Origin of the sequence: Roseomonas indoligenes (assembly GCF_017813365.1) — a bacterium.
Classification (GTDB): domain Bacteria; phylum Pseudomonadota; class Alphaproteobacteria; order Acetobacterales; family Acetobacteraceae; genus Roseomonas; species Roseomonas indoligenes.
The window spans coordinates 38,734-56,149 of sequence record NZ_JAGIZA010000013.1; the positions used below are offsets into that span (position 1 = coordinate 38,734).

17 protein-coding genes are annotated in these 17,416 nt (G+C 71.7%); 9 read left to right on the forward strand and 8 right to left on the reverse strand.

Features of this window, described 5'->3' with window-relative positions; all coding sequences use genetic code 11:
- Positions 1-11: 11 nt before the first annotated feature.
- The 7 genes from J5Y10_RS19155 to J5Y10_RS19185 all read right to left on the reverse strand — a co-directional run bounded on the left by J5Y10_RS19155 (position 12) and on the right by J5Y10_RS19185 (position 6,717).
- Positions 12-1,016, reverse strand: coding sequence for a DUF3140 domain-containing protein (locus J5Y10_RS19155; protein ID WP_209375709.1), 1,005 nt, complete (start codon positions 1,014-1,016; stop codon positions 12-14).
- A complete protein-coding gene (locus J5Y10_RS19160) occupies positions 1,013-1,804 on the reverse strand; it encodes a DUF5872 domain-containing protein (RefSeq protein WP_209375710.1) in 792 nt (263 codons plus the stop codon). Before J5Y10_RS19160 ends, J5Y10_RS19155 begins: the two co-directional genes overlap by 4 nt.
- A 61-nt stretch (positions 1,805-1,865) precedes the next feature.
- Positions 1,866-2,705 (reverse strand): aldose epimerase family protein, encoded by an 840-nt coding sequence (locus J5Y10_RS19165; protein ID WP_209375711.1) that lies wholly within the window; start codon positions 2,703-2,705, stop codon positions 1,866-1,868.
- Between the two features lie 6 nt (positions 2,706-2,711).
- Positions 2,712-3,554 carry an NAD-dependent epimerase/dehydratase family protein gene (locus tag J5Y10_RS19170; protein ID WP_209375712.1) on the reverse strand — a complete coding sequence of 281 codons (843 nt, stop codon included), beginning with the start codon at positions 3,552-3,554 and terminating at the stop codon, positions 2,712-2,714.
- A 325-nt stretch (positions 3,555-3,879) separates the two neighbouring features.
- On the reverse strand, positions 3,880-5,160 hold the full coding sequence (locus tag J5Y10_RS19175; RefSeq protein WP_209375713.1) for a TRAP transporter large permease: 1,281 nt from the start codon (positions 5,158-5,160) through the stop codon (positions 3,880-3,882).
- Between the two features lie 22 nt (positions 5,161-5,182).
- Positions 5,183-5,716, reverse strand: a complete 534-nt coding sequence (locus tag J5Y10_RS19180) for a TRAP transporter small permease (RefSeq protein WP_209375714.1) — start codon at positions 5,714-5,716, stop codon at positions 5,183-5,185.
- Between the two features lie 2 nt (positions 5,717-5,718).
- Positions 5,719-6,717, reverse strand: coding sequence for a TRAP transporter substrate-binding protein (locus tag J5Y10_RS19185; protein WP_209375715.1), 999 nt, complete (start codon positions 6,715-6,717; stop codon positions 5,719-5,721).
- A gap of 150 nt (positions 6,718-6,867) precedes the next feature.
- Here J5Y10_RS19185 and J5Y10_RS19190 point away from each other — a divergent pair, with 150 nt between their 5' ends.
- The 9 genes from J5Y10_RS19190 (at position 6,868) to J5Y10_RS19230 (ending at position 16,160) form a co-directional block, all read left to right on the forward strand.
- Positions 6,868-8,220: an amidase gene (locus J5Y10_RS19190; protein WP_209375716.1), complete on the forward strand. Its 1,353-nt coding sequence runs from the start codon at positions 6,868-6,870 to the stop codon at positions 8,218-8,220.
- Between the two features lie 227 nt (positions 8,221-8,447).
- Positions 8,448-9,530: a CgeB family protein gene (locus tag J5Y10_RS19195; protein WP_209375717.1), complete on the forward strand. Its 1,083-nt coding sequence runs from the start codon at positions 8,448-8,450 to the stop codon at positions 9,528-9,530.
- A 280-nt stretch (positions 9,531-9,810) separates the two neighbouring features.
- Positions 9,811-10,566: a sugar phosphate nucleotidyltransferase gene (locus J5Y10_RS19200; protein WP_209375718.1), complete on the forward strand. Its 756-nt coding sequence runs from the start codon at positions 9,811-9,813 to the stop codon at positions 10,564-10,566.
- Complete coding sequence (locus J5Y10_RS19205) at positions 10,563-11,372, forward strand: TIGR04290 family methyltransferase (protein WP_209375719.1); 810 nt, start codon at positions 10,563-10,565, stop codon at positions 11,370-11,372. Before J5Y10_RS19200 ends, J5Y10_RS19205 begins: the two co-directional genes overlap by 4 nt.
- Before the next feature lie 41 nt (positions 11,373-11,413).
- On the forward strand, positions 11,414-12,154 hold the full coding sequence (locus J5Y10_RS19210; protein ID WP_209375720.1) for a PIG-L deacetylase family protein: 741 nt from the start codon (positions 11,414-11,416) through the stop codon (positions 12,152-12,154).
- On the forward strand, positions 12,151-13,203 hold the full coding sequence (locus tag J5Y10_RS28545; RefSeq protein WP_209375721.1) for a glycosyltransferase: 1,053 nt from the start codon (positions 12,151-12,153) through the stop codon (positions 13,201-13,203). The genes J5Y10_RS19210 and J5Y10_RS28545 overlap by 4 nt, the downstream gene beginning before the upstream one ends.
- The gene (locus J5Y10_RS19220) at positions 13,188-14,177 is read left to right on the forward strand and encodes a GNAT family N-acetyltransferase (RefSeq protein WP_209375722.1); all 990 of its coding nucleotides are present in this window, start codon (positions 13,188-13,190) and stop codon (positions 14,175-14,177) included. Before J5Y10_RS28545 ends, J5Y10_RS19220 begins: the two co-directional genes overlap by 16 nt.
- Positions 14,174-15,040, forward strand: coding sequence for a class I SAM-dependent methyltransferase (locus J5Y10_RS19225; RefSeq protein WP_209375723.1), 867 nt, complete (start codon positions 14,174-14,176; stop codon positions 15,038-15,040). The genes J5Y10_RS19220 and J5Y10_RS19225 overlap by 4 nt, the downstream gene beginning before the upstream one ends.
- A gap of 109 nt (positions 15,041-15,149) precedes the next feature.
- On the forward strand, positions 15,150-16,160 hold the full coding sequence (locus J5Y10_RS19230; RefSeq protein ID WP_209375724.1) for an ATP-grasp domain-containing protein: 1,011 nt from the start codon (positions 15,150-15,152) through the stop codon (positions 16,158-16,160).
- Positions 16,161-16,214: 54 nt separating this feature from the next.
- Here J5Y10_RS19230 and J5Y10_RS19235 read toward each other — a convergent pair whose 3' ends face one another.
- On the reverse strand, positions 16,215-17,300 hold the full coding sequence (locus tag J5Y10_RS19235) for a M15 family metallopeptidase (RefSeq protein WP_209375725.1): 1,086 nt from the start codon (positions 17,298-17,300) through the stop codon (positions 16,215-16,217).
- Between the last annotated feature and the right edge of the window lie 116 nt (positions 17,301-17,416).

Here is a 17,416-nt window from a genome sequence, read left to right on the forward strand (position 1 = left end):
GCCCCTCCGCCTCAGCGCTTTCCGGGCTTGCGCGGCGCGGTGCCGCGCCCGGCCGGGCCGGATTTCGCCGGGCCGCGGCGCACCGGCGCGCTCACCTTCTTCGCGGCCGCCCGCGCCACGCGCTTCGTGCCCGCCCCGGCGCCGCGCGCCTTCGGCGCCCCGCCGACGGCCGCCTTGCGAACGGTCCCCTTCACCGTCCGGGCCGCCGCGCGGGTGGTGGTGCGGGCCTTGGCGGCCGTCTTGCGGGCCACCGCCGCCGGCTTGCGCGCGGGCGATGCCTTCGCGGCGTCCCGGGCCGGCGCCTTGCGCGCGGCGGTCCCGGCCTTCGCCGCGACGCTCCGCTTCGAAGCAGCAGCAGCACCGGTCCGCTTCGCCGCCGCCCCGGTCGCACGCCCGGCCGTGGCCGCACTCCGCTTCACGGCCGAGCCCGCCGCACGATTCACCGTCGCGCGCTTGGCAGCCGTGCCGCCGTCGCGCTTCGCGGCGGCGCCGGCACCTCGCCTGGCCGGCGCGCCGGCGGCCGGCTTCGCGGCGGCGCCAGCCGCCCGCTTCGCCGTCGCCCGCTTCGGCGCCGTGCCCGACGCGTCCCGCGGGGCCGCACTCCGCGCCGCCGCACGACGCTTCGGCGCCGCCTCACCACCCTTGCGGGCCGCGGGCGCCCGGCGCGGCGCCGCCGGCTTCTTCATCGGGTCATGCCCCCAGTTCATCAGGCTGTAGCGCCAGCGCGTATGCTCCACATCGCCGTCCGGCCGCTGCGCCAGGTGCCGGTGCACGTAGCCCACCACCCTCCGCATATGCCCCAGATCCTCATCGGAAGGATCGCCCTTGTGGACCTCCAGCAGCCGCAGGATGTGCCGCCCGCTCTCGTGCCCGATGGATTCGGACTCCCCCTCCGGCGTGATTCCGACGGAACGGCTCTCCTCCGAGCCCAGCCACTTCTTCAGCGTGGCAGGGGTCATGTTCACGGCGGCGCGGAACTCCCGCAGCACCGCCTCGCGGTCGGGATCCCCGCTCACGCCTTCGTCCCTCCCTTCGGGCCCTTGGAAGCAGCGCGCCGGGTCGCAGCGCTCTGCCGCGCCGCCGCGGCGCGCCGGGGCGGCGCCTTCTTCGCGGCCGGAGCCTTCCGCGCCGTCGTCGCCCGCTTCGGGGCCGCCTTCTTCGGCGCGGCCTTCTTCGCGGCAGGCGCCGCGCGGCGCGCCGGCGCCTTCGCAGTGCTCTTCGCGGGCGCCGCGCGCTTCGCCGCCGGCTTGCGCGCCGCCGTCGTCCGCTTCGCGGCCGCCGCGGTCCTGGGCTTGGCCGGCGCGGCGCGGCGCGTCGCCGCCGGGCTCCGCTTTGCCGCCCCCGCTGCCGCCCGCTTCGCCTTCGCGGGCGTCTTCTTAACGGCCGTCTTCCGCGCCCCGTCCTTCCCCGTGTCGCGCGCCTTCGCCGTCTTCCGCGCCACATCCGCCGGCTGGCGGGAGAACTGCTCCCCCTTCGCCGTGTCGCGCCGCTTGGCGGCCGTGGTGCGCGCGTACTCCTCGTCGCTCAGCGTCTCGCGCGCCTTGCGCGGCAGGTAGCGCTCATGCGTCTCCCCGCTCTTCTTGCCGGACTTGGTTCCCCAGTCCTCCTTCGTCCACTGCGTCAGGCTGTTGTCGGCGCTCTTCCCGCCCTCGTAGCCGCCACCGGCCTTCTTGTACTCGGCGACGGCAAGTTGCGCCTTGCGCGCGGACCACTCGCCGGCGTCGCCGCCCTTGCTGCCGCGCGTGACGCGCGCCTTCACCTTTTCCCAGAGCTTCTCGTCGGTGCGCTTCGCCCGTGCGGCCATGTCGCGGTCCTCCGTGGTTCGGAGGCGAACGCAGCACGATTCGCAAGGGTTGCAGGTTGCATCACATGCGCGGCAGCAGCACCGCCCGCCCCGTGATCGTCCCGCCGCGCGGCAACCGCGTCATGTCGCCCAGCGCGGCGAGTCCCGGGCGGTTCGCCACGTCCGGCACATGACTCACCGGCTCCGCGGAAATCACGGCCGCCCCGTGCGGCGCGAAGACCTGCAGGTTGCCCGCCCAGGACTCCTCCCCGCGCAGCGCGAAGGCCACATCGCCGAGATCGAGCCGCACCTCGCCCGACCATCCCGTGTAATGCGTGTCCAGCCCCGCGAAGACCTCCTCCCCGCCATCCAGCCCGGAGGACGGCACGGCCGCCACCGGCAGGTTGCGATCGTCGCGCGCCAGCGTCCCCGTGGCGGAGAAGGCGATCTGCGTGCCCGGACGGCGCACGAAGAACGGGTGCAGCCCCGTCCCGAACGGCATCCCGTCCACGCCGAGATTCGTCACGGCCAGCGTCAGCGAAAACGCCTCGCCCACCGCCACCTCCAGCCGCGCGGCGTAGTGGTAGGGCCCCTCCTCCACCTCCTGCACCAGCACCGCGGAATCCGCCCCCGCGCGCTCCACCGCCCAGGGGTGCTCGCGCCCAAACCCGTGCAGCGCCGTCCGCTCGGCCACGCGGTTGCAGGGAAAGTGGTGCACGCCGCCGGGATAGGCCAGCCGCCCCTCATCCAGACGGTTCGTCCAGGGCAGCATCAGGAAGGCGCCCGCCCAGTTCTCGTTCGGGTCCGCCCCCGCCGGCAAGGGCAGCAGCACGTCCCGCCCGGCATGGGAGAGCGCGGCCACCGCGCCCCCCCGCTCCGGCAGCAGCGCCGCGCGCCAGCCGCCGCCCGTGATCTCGATCACGCGCCCTCAATCCAGCGAGAAGGCGTCCTTCGGCGAGGGCACCTTTCGCGTGTACCCATCCGCCGTATAGCCGCCGCCCTGATAGCGCTCCGTCACCGGATCGCCGGAGACCTTGTCCCCCACCTTCTCCCGCCAGGGCTCGGAGGAATCCTGCGGCTGCCACCCGATCCGGTCGCGATGGTCCGCGCCCCAGTAGGTGTCGGCATTGTCCGAGGCGCCCCAGACCACCGCATGCCCCACGCGCGGCGCTGCCACGAACTTCTCCACCAGCCGCGCCAGGTCCGCATAGGAGAGCCAGGTGGACAGCATCCGCCGGTCCACCGGCTCGGGGAAGGAAGACCCGATCCGCAGGTTCAGGTTCTCCACCCCGTGCTTGTCCCAGTAGAGCCGCCCCATCAGCTCCCCGAAGGCCTTGGAGAGCCCGTAGAAGGTGTCCGGCCGGAACTCGCAGGTGGCATCCAGCCGCTCCGCATTCCCGCTCGGCCGCTCATGGAACCCGATCGCGTGGTTGCTGCTGGCAAACAGCACCCGCGCCCCCTCCCGCCGCGCCGCCTCGTACACGTGGTACAGCCCGCGGTAGTTCGGCCCCAGCACCGTCTCGAAGGGGTGCTCCGTGCTGATCCCCCCGAAATGCAGGATCGCCTGGCACCCCTCCGCCAGCCGCAGGATCGTCACCCCATCGTTCAGGTCGGCCTTCGTGAACGTCGATCCCTCGGGAACCGTGTCCGGAAACGGCGCGATATCCGTCAGCCGCAGCACCCACCCGGCCTCGCCCAGCGCCTTCGTCAGCGCGCGGCCCAGATTGCCGGATGCTCCGGTCAGGAGAAGGGGACGGGTCTTGTCGGTCATTCGGGCCTCGGCGGCGATTCGGGGTTGGATGGACGTTCGCGCGGACGACGGGTCAGGGGAAGATGCCTGCAAGGGCGGCCTGTCCCGGGGAGAGGAAGAAGGAATTCTTCCTCTCCCCGGCCCCCTCACCATCATCTTCTTTTAGGCTTTAGGATCTCTCGGCTGGCGGTGCGCCTCGGGTCGATGACCCGAGTCGACTGCAAGGGCCGGACCAGACCATCCCCCGAAAACCCCGGGTCAGTCCGGCGCCGCGGCAGCCAGGCGGGGTTCCAGGGGCCTCAGGCCCTTGGCGGGGGTTCCAGGGGGCGGAGCCCCCTGGGGCCGATCAGCGGAACACCCCCGGCAGCCACAGCGACACCCACGGCACGTAGGTCACGATCATCAGCACGATGAAGCTGGCGAGGTAGAAGGGCCCGCTCGTCTTCGTCGCGTCCCACATGGAGACCTTCCCCACGGCACAGGCTACGAAGAGCAGAGGCCCCACCGGCGGCGTGATCAGCCCGATGCCGAGGTTGAGGATCAGCACGATGCCGAACTGCACGGGGTCCATCCCCGCCGCGATCGCCACGGGCAGGAACACGGGCGTGCCGATCATGATCAGCGGCGCCATGTCCATGAAGGTGCCGAGGACCAGCAGCACGACGTTGATCAGCAGCAGCATCATCAGCGGGTCGGTCGTGACCTGCTTCATCAGGTCCACCGTCATCGCCGGCACCTGCATCAGCGCCATCAGCCACCCGAAGGCGGAGGCCGTGCCGATGATGAGCATCACCATCCCCGTGGTGCGCACCGCGCCCAGCACCGCCTCTCGGAAGGCTTCCCAGGTCATGGTGCGGTACACCAGCCCGATCACCAGGATCGCGTAGATCACCGCCACGCAGGCGCTCTCGGTCGCCGTGAACACGCCGGAACGGACGCCCGCGAAGATGATGACAATGAGCATGAGGCCGGGGATCGCCCCGATCGTCAGCCGCAGCAGCGCCCCCCATCCCGGGAACTTCTCCCGCGGATAGCCGCGCCGCACCGCCACGACATAGGCCGCGCCCATCACCGCCAGCATCAGCAGCAGGCCGGGGACCAGCCCCGCCGTGAACAGGTCCGCCACGCTGATCGCGCCGCCGGCGGCGATCACGTAGAGGATCATGTTGTGGCTCGGCGGGATCAGCAGGTCGATCAGCGCCGCATTCGCCGTCACGTTCACCGCATAGTCCGGCGCATAGCCTCGCGCCCGCATCTGCGGGATCATCACGCCACCCACCGCGGAGGCATCCGCCACCGCGGAGCCGGAAACCCCGCCGAACAGCGTGGCGGCCAGCACGTTCACCTGCCCCAGCCCCCCGCGCAGGTGCCCCACCATGGCGGAGGCCAGCCCCACCAGCCGGTCCGCGATCTGCCCGCGCATCATCAGGTCGCCGGCGAAGACGAAGAAGGGGATGGCCAGCATGGAGAAGACGTTCATGCCGGAGGAGATCTGCTGGAACACCACCACCGCGGGCAGGTCCATCCAGAGCACCGTGACGAAGGCGGCGATGCCCAGCGCGAAGGCAACGGGCGTGCCGATGAGCAGCAGCAGCGTGAAGCTGCCGAGCAGGACCGCAATGTCCATGGTAAAGCCCCGGGGGACGCGCTCAGGCGTCGGTAAGGATGGGTGTGGGGTGCGTGTCGGCCGGCGCCAGATGCCCGGTCGCGTGCGCCAGCAGCCGCTCGATCCCGAACAGCGCGATCAGGATGCCGCCGATCACCAGCGGCATGTACTCCACCGCGCCGTTCAGCCCGATGGTCGGCAGCACCGTGTCCGCCACCTCGGAGGCCAGCTCGGCCGTGAACCAGGCCATGCCGAGGCCGAACAGCGTGATGCACAGGTCGGAGATCACGTCGAACAGCCGCCCGATCGGCGCCGGCAGCACGGATTTCAGCGTGTCGAAGCCCATGTGGAAGCCCTCGCGCACGCCCACCGCCGCCGCGCCCATGATCACCCAGGCCATGAGCAGCATGGAGACGGATTCAGCCCAGGCCGGCGTATCGTTCAGCACGAAGCGACCGAACACGGCCCAGGCGATCACCACCACCATCACCACCAGCGACACGCCCGAGACGAACAGGGCAATGCGGCAGATCAGGTCCAGCGCGGCCGAATAGCCGCGCTGCGCGTTCCCGACCATGATCAGGCGGTTTCCCGGATCTTGGCGACGATGCCCTTCATCCGCGCATCCCGCACGAACTGGTCATACACCGGCCCCATCCCCTGCTCGAAGGGCGCCTTGTTCACCGTGTTGATCTGCGAACCGGCCGCGATCACCGCGGCCTTCGCCGCGTTGCTCCGCTCCTGCCACATGCGCCGCATCTCCGGCACGCTGTCCTTCGCCGCCTGCCGCATCATGTCCTGCAGGTCCTTCGGCAGCTTGTCGTAGCTGCGCTTGGCCATCACCAGCACCTCCGGCGCCATGGAGTGCTCGGAGGCCGAGTAGAACTTCGCCACCTCGAAGTGCCGGAAGGACTGGTAGGAGGGGTAGTTGTTCTCCGCCCCGTCCACCACGCCCGTCTGGATCGCGGAATACACCTCGCCCGTCGGCAGCGGCGTCGCGTTGGCGCCGAAGGCGCGCATCATCGCCACCCACATGTCGCTCGGCTGCACGCGGATCTTCAGGCCGCGCAGGTCGCCCGGCTCGTTGATCGCCCGCGTCCGCGTGTAGAAGCTGCGCGCCCCGCTGTCGTAGTAGCACAGCGGCACCAGGTTGTGCCGCGCGAGGCCGGAGACGATGTCGTCCCCGATCGCCCCGTCCAGCACCCGGTGCATGTGGTCCTCGCTGCGGAACAGGAAGGGCAGCCCGGGGATCACCGTCTCCGGCACCAGGGAGTTCAGGCTGGCGGAGTTCACGCGGTTCAGGTCGATCACCCCGAAGCGCGTCTGCTCCAGCGTGTCCTTCTCCTCGCCCAGCGTGTGGTTGCCATAGACCTGGATGCGGACGCGCCCGCCGGACTTCTCCTCCATCTGCTTGCTCATCCACTTCACGGCCTCCACGGTCGGATAGCCGTCGGGATGCACGTCGGAGGAGCGCAGCGTCACGGTCTGCGCCTTGGCGGGATTCGCGAGGAAGGGCGTGGCAAGCGGCGCGGCGAGCGCGCCGAGCAGCACCGCACGGCGCGGGGCACGGATCGTCATACGGGATCTCCTGGACGTCAGGCCCTCAAGGGCCCCATTCGTTGGGCCAACGGTGCTGCTATGGCAGTCTGCTGTCAACGGTCTTCACGGCCCCGCTTCCACGACCACGCTCCATGGACGCCCGGCACGGCCCGATCCAATCTCCCGCGCATGAGGACCATCGAAGACGCTGCCCGCGCCCTGCAGGCCGGCGAGATCACATCCGCGGCCCTGGTGGAGGAAGCCCTGGCCCGCATCGCCGACCCGGCCGGAGAAGGCGCCCGCGCCTTCGTCGCCGTGCAGGCCGATGCCGCACGCGCCACCGCCGGCGCCATGGACGCGCTGCGCCGCGCCAACCGCGCCCCCTCCCGCTACGCCGGCATCCCCATCAGCGTGAAGGACCTCTTCGACCAGGCGGGGATCACCACCACCGCCGGATCGCGCGCGCGGCGGGACGCACCGCCCGCCACCGCCACCGCCCCGGCCATCGCCCGGCTGGAACGCGCGGGCTTCGTCGTGCTCGGCCGCACCAATATGGTGGAATTCGCCTTCTCCGGCACCGGCCTCAACCCGCACCACGGCACCCCCGCCGCGCCCTGGGACCGCGCCAGCACGCCGCGCGCCCCTGGCGGCTCCTCCTCCGGCGCCGCCGTCGCCGTCGCGGACGGCATGGGCTTCGGCGCCATCGGCTCCGATACGGGCGGCTCCTGCCGCGTCCCGGCCGCCCTCTGCGGCATCACCGGCTTCAAGCCCACCGCCCGCCGCGTTCCCCTGGCCGGCGCCTTCCCCCTCTCCACCACCCTCGACAGCATCGGCCCCCTCGCGCCCAGCGTCGCCTGCTGCGCCGTGCTGGACGCGGTCATGGCCGGGGAGGAGGACGCCACAGCCCCGCAGGCCAGCCCGCTGGAGGGCCTGCGCCTCGGCCTGCCCAGCAACACCATCCTCTTCGACGGGCTGGACCCGGCCGTCATCGCCGCCTTCGACATCGCCCTGCGCCGCCTGGAAGCCGCCGGCGCGAAGCTGATCGACCTGGACCTGCCGGAGCTGGCGGAGATCCCCCGCGCCACCGCCCGCGGCAACTTCCCCGCCGCCGAGGCCTGGGCCCTGCACCGGGACCTCATCACCCGCTCTCGCGACCTCTACGACCCCTTCGTCCTCGCCCGCATTGAGCTCGGGGAGAGGATGACGGCCGCCGACCTCTACGACCTCACCGCCGCCCGCGCCCGCATCATCGCCGCCGTCGCGCCCCGCACCGCGCCCTTCGACGCCATTCTCTCCCCCACCTGCCCGATCACCCCGCCCGCCATCGCGGACCTCGAAACCGCCGAGGCCTTCAACCGCACCAACCTCCTGCTGCTGCGGAACACCAGCATCGGCAACTTCCTGGACCGCTGCTCCATCAGCATCCCCTGCCAGGCGGAAGGCGAGGTGCCGGTCGGCCTCATGCTGACGGGCGAGACTATGGGCGACACGCGACTCCTCGCCGTGGCCCGCGCCGTGGAGGAGGCGCTGCGAACGGCCTAGCCCCTCCGGGGCCGCCCCGGACGCCGTCCGCAACCACATGCGACAACCCGAAGGAAATTCTTTCACCCGCCGGAGCGCCGGGAAGCGACGACATCCCCGCCCTTACGCAATGGTGAAGCCCTGGACTCTTGATGCCCACGCCCAGGGCCCCAGGATTGTACCTGCCTTTCCGGACGCTCCCCCATGCCCCCTGCCCCGCTCCCCGCCCCACGGAGAAACGACGCCGCATGAGGCTCGTCGTCTTCGGCCTCGCCGTCTCCTCCTCCTGGGGGAACGGCCACGCGGCGCTCTGGCGCGCCCTCATCGCCGCCCTGCTGGCCGAAGGCCACCGCGTCACCTTCTTCGAGCGCGACGTCCCCTACTACGCCGAGAACCGCGACCTCCACGCCCTGCCCGAGGGCGGCGAGCTCGTCCTCTACAAGGACTGGGACGAAGCCCTGCTCAAGGCCCGCCACGCCCTCGCCGAATGCGACGCCGGCATGGTCACTTCCTACTGCCCGGACGCGGGGGCGGCCACGGCGCTGCTGATGGACTCCCGCGCCCTCCGCGTCTTCTACGACCTCGACACCCCCGTCACCCTCGCCCGCCTCGATGCCGGCGAGGATGTCGGCTACATTGGCCCCGAAGGCCTGGGCGGCTTCGACCTCGTCCTTTCCTACACCGGCGGCGCCGCGCTGGATGCGCTCCGCACCCGCCTCGGCGCCCGCCGCGTCGCCCCCCTCTACGGCTCCGCCGATCCCGCCATCCACGCCCCGGCACCGGCCCCCGCGGACCGCTACGCCCTCTCCTACCTCGGCACCTATGCCGAGGACCGGCAGGCCGCCCTCGAAACCCTCTTCCTCGCCCCCGCACGCCAGCGCCCGGACGCCCGCTTCGTCATCGGCGGTGCCCAGTACCCCCAGAGCTTCCCCTGGGGCACGAACATCTGGTTCCGCCGCCACCTCCCCCCGCCCGAGCACGCGGCCTTCTACGCCGGCTCCCGCCTCACCCTGAACATCACCCGCGCCGCCATGGCCGCCTCTGGCTGGTGCCCCTCCGGCCGCCTCTTCGAGGCCGCTGCCTGCAACGTCGCTCTCCTCTCCGACAACTGGGAGGGCCTCGACACCTTCTTCGAGCCCGGCCGCGAAATCCTCATCGCCTCCACCACCGAGGAAGCCCTCGCCGCCATCGACCTCTCCGACGAAGCGATCGCCACCATCGCCCGCCGCGGCCGCGAACGCTGCCTCGCCGAGCACACCGCCGCCCGCCGCGCGCGCGAGATGGTCGAAGCCATCGAGGCCGCCTCCTCCCCGGCCCTCTCCCGCGCATGAAGGCAGCCCCGGTGGCCCCAGGTGAGGCTTTGCCTCCCCTGGAACCCCTCCACCGGGGTGGCAACGGCCACCCCGGACCCCGCGATCGGGCTACCGCGGATACGATGCCCGCTGCTTCGCGTTGGGCACGAATCACCACGTCCCACGCCGAGGGTCATGGACCCTCGGCGCACGACAGCCGCACATTCCGCGGCAGCCCGACAGAAAAAGATGAGGGGTGGGTTTCAGGGAGGGGAGAATTCCTTCTTCCCTCCCTGAGGCCACCCGGAGCACCAGCAGCATGACGAAGACCTGGGGCATCATCCCCGCCGCCGGCCAGGGCACGCGCATCCAGCCCCTCGCCTTCTCGAAGGAGCTGCTCCCGGTGGGAAGCCGCATCGACGAGAACGGCACGGAGCGCCCGCGCGCCGTCAGCGAGCACCTCGTCGAACGCATGGTCCTCGGCGGCGCGGACCGCATCCTCTTCGTCATCTCGCCGCTGAAGTCGGACATCCTCCGCTACTACGGCGCCCGCTACGGCACGGCCGACATCGCCTATGCCGTGCAGGAGCGCGCGGCGGGCCTCTGCGACGCCATCTTCCGCGCCGTTCCCTTCGTGCGGGACGACGAATGCGTCCTCATCGGCCTGCCCGACACCGTCTGGTTCCCCGCGGACGCGCTGCGCCGCCTGCCGGACGACCGCCTCGCCTTCCTTCTCTTCCCCGTGGAGAACCCCGCGCTCTTCGACGCCGTGGACACGGACGAGGAAGGCCGCGTGCGCGAGATCCAGGTGAAGCGCCCCGATGCCGCCACGCACTGGATCTGGGGCGCATTCAAGATGCCCGGCCACGTCTTCCGCGCGCTGCACGCACTCTGGGAGGCGAGGGAACGGCAGGACGAATACATCGGAACCCTCGTCAACGCCTGGATCGCCCGCGGCAACAGTGCATGGGGCATCCGCGCCGGCACCAGCTACGTGGACACCGGCACGCTGAACGGCTACCGCGACGCCTCCCGCCTCCTCGACGTGCCGCAGCAGGCCGGAGAAACCGCATGAGCAACTGGACACCCGAAGCCATCGCCGCCCGCGCGGCCGAGCTCGGCCCCTGGTTCCACAACCTCGACCTGCGGGGCGTCCGCACCGCGCCCGACCACTTCCTCGGCGACTACCCCGCCAACAAGTTCCGCAACTTCGCCCACGTCATCCCCGCCGACCTCACGGGCAAGACCGTGCTCGACATCGGCTGCAACGGCGGCTTCTACTCGATGGAGATGAAGCGCCGCGGCGCCGCCCGTGTGCTCGGCATCGACTTCGACGAGGACTACCTGGCCCAGGCCCGCTTCGCCGCCGAGGTGGAAGGCCTGGACATCGAGTTCCGCCGCCTCTCCGTCTACGACGTCGCCCGCCTCGGCGAGCGCTTCGACGTGGTGGTCTTCATGGGCGTGCTCTACCACCTCCGCCACCCGCTCCTGGCGCTGGACCTCATCTTCGAGCACGTCGCCGGCGACCTCCTCCTCTACCAGTCCATGCAGCGCGGCAGCGACGAGATCGCAAGGATCCCGCCCAACCCGCCCTTCACGGAAACCGCGATCTTCGACGAGCCCGGCTACCCCAAGCTGCACTTCATCGAGGGCGAGTACTCCAACGACTTCACCAACTGGTGGGCGCCCAACCGCGCCGCCTCCGCCGCCATGCTCCGCTCCGCGGGCTTCACGATCGAGGCCGAGCCGGAACCGGAGGTCTTCCTCTGCCGCCGCGCGAAGCGCGACCAATCCTTCTACGGCGCCGTCTATCCCGCGCGCGGCCCGGACGACGCGGAAGGCGGCGGCACCGCGCCGACGGCGCCGGACGTTTCAACCTGAACACGCAGGACCTGCTCGCGCGCCTTGCCGCGCGCGCGCCGGTGGAGGCGCCGGCGGCTCTCGTCATCGCGCATCCCGATGACGAGACCCTTGCCGCCGGCGCCGTCCTCCCCCTGTTCCGGAACCTGCTCATCGTGCAGGTGACGGACGGCGCCCCGCGCAACCTCGCGGACGCCAACGCTGCCGGCTTCGCCACCGCCGAGGCCTATGCCGAAGCCCGCGCCCGCGAACTGGAAGCCGCGCTGGCCATCGGCAACGTCCACGCCGCGCACACCACCCTCGGCGCCGCCGACCAGGGCGCCGCCCACGCCATGCCCGAACTCGCCCGCGCCCTCGCGGCCAGGCTGCAGGCGCACGACACGCAGGCCGTCCTTACCCACGCCTATGAGGGCGGCCACCCCGACCACGATGCCACCGCCCTCATCGCCGCCGCCGCCGCGCGCCTCGCAGGCATCGAGACCCTGATCGAGTTCCCGCTCTACCACGCGGCCGAGCACGGCTGGGCCGTCGCTACCTTCCTCCCCGGCCCCGCCCCCACCACCCTCGACCTCACGCCGGAGGAACAGTCCCGCAAGCGCGCCATGCTCGCCGCCTTCGCCACACAGCGATCCACCCTCGCCCAGTTCCCGGTGGCGCAGGAACACTTCCGCCCCGCCCCGGCCCACGACTTCACCGCCCCGCCCCGTCCCGGCCAGCCCCTCTATGAGCGCTACGGCTGGGGCCTGGACTTCGCCCGCTGGCGCGAACTCGCCGCCGCCGCGCAACGCGACCTCGCGCGATGAACGCCGCCCCCCTCACGATCCTCTCCGTCGCCTATCCCCTGGCCCCCGTCGGCCCGGATTCCGTCGGCGGCGCCGAACAGGTCCTCTCCACCCTCGACCACGCCCTCCACGCCGCCGGCCACCGCTCCATCGTCATCGCGCAGGAGGGCTCGACCACCGCCGGCACCCTCCGCCCCATCCCCCGCCCGGCCGGCCCGCTCGACGAGGCCGCCACCCGCCGCGCCCAGGCCGAGACCGCGAACGCCATCGCCGCCACCCTCGCCGAAACCCCGGTGGACGCGATCCACCTCCACGGCATCGACTTCCACGCCTACCTCCCGCCCCCGGGCCCCCCGGTCCTGGCCACCCTCCACCTCCCCCCGGGCTGGTACACCGCCCCCGCCCTCGCCCCCGTGCGCCCGCGCACCTGGCTCCACACGGTTTCCACGGCCCAGCACGCCGCCCTCCCGCCCGGCTGCACCGCCGTCCTCCCCCCCATCCCCAATGGCGTCCCGGTGGAGGAACTCGCCACCGCCCGCCACGCCCCGCGCAGCTACGCCCTCACCCTCGGCCGCATCTGCGAGGAAAAGGGCCAGCACCACGCGCTGGAGGCCGCCCACCGCGCCGGCATCCCCCTCCTCATCGGCGGCGCCGTCTTCCCCTACCCCGCCCACGAGCAGTTCTTCGCCGACCACATCAGGCCCTGCCTGGACGCGCGCCGCCGCTTCCTCGGCCCCCTCGGCTTCACCCGGAAGCGCCGCCTGCTCGCCGCCGCCCGCTGCCTCCTGGTCCCCAGCACCGCGCCCGAGACCAGCTCCCTCGTCGCCATGGAGGCCGCCGCCTGCGGCACCCCCGTCATCGCCTTCCGCTCCGGCGCCCTGCCCGAAGTGGTGGAGGATGGCGTCACCGGCTTCCTCGTGAACGACGCCACGGAAATGGCCGAGGCCATCCCCCTCGCCGACACCCTGGACCGGCCGGCCATCCGCGAAACCGCCCGCGCCCGCTTCTCCCGCACCCGCATGGCCGCCAGCTACATCGCCCTCTACAGACAGCTATGCGCCACGACCTGATCACCACGAACGAGGCCATCCCCGCCCTGCGCGAGGAATGGGAAGCCCTTTGGCGCCGCGCCGGCGCCCGCCCGTTCCAGTCCCCGGCCTGGCTCCTTCCGTGGTGGAGCATCTTCGGCACCGCCCACCCCCGCATCGCCGCCCTGCGTGACGAAGGCGGCACCCTCCGCGCCCTCCTCCCCCTCTACCGGCTGGAGGAAGCGGGAACCGCCAAGCTCCTCCCCATGGGCGTCGGCATCACCGACTACACCGACGCCCTGCTCGACCCCGAAGCCCCGCCGGACGCCGTCACCCACCTCCTCGCCACCGCCCTGGCGAGTGAGACCGCCCCCTGCGACCTCCCCGACCTCCCCCCCGACGCCGCCCTCCTCGCCGCCCCACCCCCACAGGGCTGGCGCGCCGAAACCTGGCCCGGCGAGCCCTGCCCCGTCCTCACCCTGCCGGACAGCATCGAGGCCCTGCGCGGCCCGATTTCCTCCAACACCCTCCGCAAGCTCCGCATGTCCCGCCACCGCGCCGACCGCGCCGGCGGCTGGTCCGCCACCACCGCAAGACCCGAGGACGTCCCCGCCCTGTGGGAACACCTCGTCGCCCTGCACCAGTCCCGCTGGACCCGCAAAGGCGAGGAGGGCGGCGTCCTCGCCGACCCGAAGGTCCTCGCCTTCCACCGCACCGCCCTGCCCGAGCTGCAGGCCGCCGGCGCCCTCCGCCTCCACGCCCTGAAGATCGGTGGAGAGACCGCCGCCGTCTTCCACACCCTCGCCGGCCCGGACCGCCTGCACCTCTACATCGGCGGCTTCGACGAGACCCGCGCCTTCGAGAGCCCCGGCACCCTCCTCCTCGGCCACCTCATCGAATCCGCCGTCACGGAAGGCCTGCGCGAGGTCCACTTCCTCCGCGGCGCCGAGCCTTACAAATACAGCTGGGGCGCACAGGACCGCCCCAATACCGGCCGCCGCCTCACCCGCGCATGAGCGATCCCATCGCCCTCTGCCTCGCCGGCCAGCTCTCCCCGGAGGTGGCCCTCGCCCGCCTCCTCCTCACCGGCACCGCGCCCGACCAGATTCCCGCCCGGCTCGTCCATCACCAGGCCCCCGGAAACCCCGCCTGGCACCGCCTCCACGCCCTCGCTGCCCGGGCCGATGCCCTCGAATCCCTCGCCGCCATGCTCCGCGAGGCCGAGGTGGACCACGACCCCACAAACGCCGCCCCCGAGGCCGCGATCGCCACCATAGCCCGCATTTTCGACCGCGCCGTCGCCCGCGCCCCGGAGGCCAGCGTCGCCGCCTATTCCCTGAACGACCCCGCCATCCTCGCCGCCGCCACGGAAGAGATCCTCGCCTGGCTCAAGGCCGAGGCCCTCATCGCCCCCACCACGGACGTGCTGGACCTCGGCTGCGGCATCGGCCGCGTCGCCGCCGCCCTTGCCCCCCATTGCCGCAGCGTCCTCGCCCTCGACGTCTCGCCGGGCATGATCGAGGAAGCCCGCCGCCGCCACGGCAACCTCCCCAACCTCCGCTTCGCCACCACCCCCGGCACCGGCCTCGCCGACCACCCCCGGGCCGGTTTCGACCTTATCCTATCCGTGGACAGCTTCCCCTACCTCGTCCAGGCCGGCATCGCCGAAGCCCACCTGCAGGACGCCGCCCGCCTCCTCCGCCCCAATGGCGCCCTCGCCATCCTCAATCTCTCCTATCGCGGAGACCCCGAGGCCGACCGCGCCGACGCCGCCCGCTGGGCCACGGAAGGCGGCTGGCACCTCACCGCCAACGGCACCAACCCCTTCACCCTCTGGGACGGCTGCGCCTTCCTGCTCCGGCGCCCGGAAAGCGCCTGAGGGGCTGCCCACCCCGGCCTTCACGCCGGTCCCGCTCACCCCACCCTTTCTCACGATGACCAGCCGCCCTATCTGTCATCACCACAACAGCACATCGTGAGACGCCAGAATGTCCGGGATCCACATCATCCACGAAAACCCCGAGTGGCTGCCGCCGCTCGCCGCGGCCCTGGATGCGCGCGGCCTCCCCTGGGAGGACTGGAACCTCTCCTCCGGCACCTTCGACCTCTCCCGTCCGCCGCCGGAGGGCGTCTTCTACAACCGCATGTCCGCCTCCTCGCACACGCGCGGCCACCGCTACTCGGCGGAGCTGACGGCGGCGGTGCTGGCCTGGCTGGAGCGCTTCGGCCGCCGCGTGGTGAACGGCCCTCGCGCCCTCGACCTCGAGATCAGCAAGGCCCGCCAGTACGCGGCCCTGGAGACCGCGGGCGTCACCGTCCCCGGCACGGTGGTCGTGCGGGGCGAGGCGGAGGACGTGGTGAAGGCCGCCCGCGCCCGCTACGGCAGCGGCCCGCTGATCCTCAAGCCGAACCGCGGCGGCAAGGGCCTGGGCGTCCGCCTCTTCGCCGACCCGGACGCCCTGGCCGCCTTCCTCGCCGACGCGCCCGAGGACGAGCTTCCCGCCGACGGCCTCTGGCTGCTGCAGGACTACATCCGCGCCGCCCGCCCCTTCATCACCCGCGCCGAATTCGTCGGCGGCCGCTTCCTCTACGCCGTGGAGGTGGACACCTCCTCCGGCTTCGAGCTCTGCCCCGCCGATGTCTGCGAGGTGCCCAGCCCCTCCGCCGCCGTCGGCGACGCCTTCTGCCCCGTGGGCGAGACGCCCGCGAATGCTCCGGTCGCCGCACCGCGCTTCCGCGTCCTGCCGGACGGCATCCCCGCCGAGCAGCGCGCGAAGCTGGAAGGCTTCCTGAAGGCCAACGGCATCGAGGTGGCGGGCATCGAGTTCATCCGCACGGCGGAGGGCGAGGTGCTCACCTACGACGTGAACACCAACACCAACTACAACCCGGCCGCCGAGGAGGCCGCCGGCCTGACGGGCACGGACCGCTCCGGCCCCGGCGCCATCGCCGCCTTTCTCGGCGCCGAGTTGGCGGGCATCCGGCGCGCGGCCGCCTGATCCGGCAACGGGGTGAGGAGCCCTCTCCTCACCCCGCACCTCAGTCCAAACCGGTCACGACACCAGGGCCTCGAACTCCGCCACGGCATCCCGGCGCAGCCAGGAATCGATCTTGTGCCTCTTGACCGGGCCATGATGATTCACCGTGCGCCGCAGCAGCCGGGCGACGTACTCCATCGCCAGGGGATGGTCCTTCTTCATCGCGCGCTGGAAATCGTCGCCATCCAGTGATCCCACCTTCGCCAGCACGAGACCTTTCAGTTCCTGCCCGAAGGCCATCGAATTCGCGCTCACCTGCCAGGCGCCCGCCTCGATCGTGTCCGGCGTCACCGAAGTCGGATTGGTCGTGTCCACGCCGGCGTTCCAGTCCCACGAGGATTCAAACCCCGCCAGCACCCGCAGCACCTCCAGCATGACGGCCCTGCGATGCCGCAGCCCCTGCCAGGGGCCGAGCACCCCGAGCACGTTCGAGTAGATGTCCGCCAGCTGGTTAGGGGCGAAGATCTCGTCCGGCGCCGCCCTGCCCCAGCCCACCAGCTCGGCCAGGAAGCTGTCCGGCGGCGCGCCGCGATTGAAGACCGTCTGCTTCGTGGCGTGGAAATCCACCTTCGGCAGCGCCGCCCGCAACGGGCCGGCCACGGACCGCGGGTTGACCACGAACTCATCCACCTCGAAGTGCATGGGATCGTTGAAAGCGGCGCCCCAGGTGAACCCCAGCGCCTCGAAAACCGGCGCGATCGGCGCGGTCGTCCCGCCATTGCTGCCATCGCCCGCGTTCAGGTCGATCGCCGTGCCGAAGGAATGGTTGGACGGCAGCTTGCTGAGGGCACCGCTGGTCGGCCGACGCAGACGTGCATTCTCCGTCCCGTCGAAGGTCCTGACGTGATGGAGGAGCCCCATCCTTTCGATGTCCTCGAAAGCCTTGAGAAGCTGGGCATGCGCCTTCTTGTGGAACCGGATGGCGCCCCCGTGCGCGTTCTTCACGTTCTTGAGCTGCGGGACATGAACCCGCGTGATCTCGTTCGAATCGAACCCGTCGATGAAGGTGATGCTGTCGCCGCGAACCCAGGCGTCGTGCTTCGTCCTGAACTTCACCACCCCGAAGAGGGGATGGTCGAACGTGCCGATCATGCCGGCCATAACGCTTCTCCGGAGGAACCGGCGCATCGTGCAAAGGATTTCGTGTCGATATCAATACGATTCGCGCGACCCCCGGCGCCGTGCCCCCGCGGCGCGTCAGCAACGAATCAAAAGTC

Excerpts from the sequence above, each read along its gene's own strand:
- J5Y10_RS19160 (WP_209375710.1), bottom strand. The coding sequence starts at position 1,804 with ATGGCCGCACGGGCGAAGCGCACCGACGAGAAGCTCTGGGAAAAGGTG.
- J5Y10_RS19170 (WP_209375712.1), bottom strand. The coding sequence starts at position 3,554 with ATGACCGACAAGACCCGTCCCCTTCTCCTGACCGGAGCATCCGGCAAT.
- J5Y10_RS19175 (WP_209375713.1), bottom strand. The coding sequence starts at position 5,160 with ATGGACATTGCGGTCCTGCTCGGCAGCTTCACGCTGCTGCTGCTCATC.
- J5Y10_RS19180 (WP_209375714.1), bottom strand. The coding sequence starts at position 5,716 with ATGGTCGGGAACGCGCAGCGCGGCTATTCGGCCGCGCTGGACCTGATC.
- J5Y10_RS19185 (WP_209375715.1), bottom strand. The coding sequence starts at position 6,717 with ATGACGATCCGTGCCCCGCGCCGTGCGGTGCTGCTCGGCGCGCTCGCC.
- J5Y10_RS19190 (WP_209375716.1), top strand. The coding sequence starts at position 6,868 with ATGAGGACCATCGAAGACGCTGCCCGCGCCCTGCAGGCCGGCGAGATC.
- J5Y10_RS19195 (WP_209375717.1), top strand. The coding sequence starts at position 8,448 with ATGAGGCTCGTCGTCTTCGGCCTCGCCGTCTCCTCCTCCTGGGGGAAC.
- J5Y10_RS19200 (WP_209375718.1), top strand. The coding sequence starts at position 9,811 with ATGACGAAGACCTGGGGCATCATCCCCGCCGCCGGCCAGGGCACGCGC.
- J5Y10_RS19205 (WP_209375719.1), top strand. The coding sequence starts at position 10,563 with ATGAGCAACTGGACACCCGAAGCCATCGCCGCCCGCGCGGCCGAGCTC.
- J5Y10_RS28545 (WP_209375721.1), top strand. The coding sequence starts at position 12,151 with ATGAACGCCGCCCCCCTCACGATCCTCTCCGTCGCCTATCCCCTGGCC.
- J5Y10_RS19220 (WP_209375722.1), top strand. The coding sequence starts at position 13,188 with ATGCGCCACGACCTGATCACCACGAACGAGGCCATCCCCGCCCTGCGC.
- J5Y10_RS19225 (WP_209375723.1), top strand. The coding sequence starts at position 14,174 with ATGAGCGATCCCATCGCCCTCTGCCTCGCCGGCCAGCTCTCCCCGGAG.
- J5Y10_RS19230 (WP_209375724.1), top strand. The coding sequence starts at position 15,150 with ATGTCCGGGATCCACATCATCCACGAAAACCCCGAGTGGCTGCCGCCG.
- J5Y10_RS19235 (WP_209375725.1), bottom strand. The coding sequence starts at position 17,300 with ATGGCCGGCATGATCGGCACGTTCGACCATCCCCTCTTCGGGGTGGTG.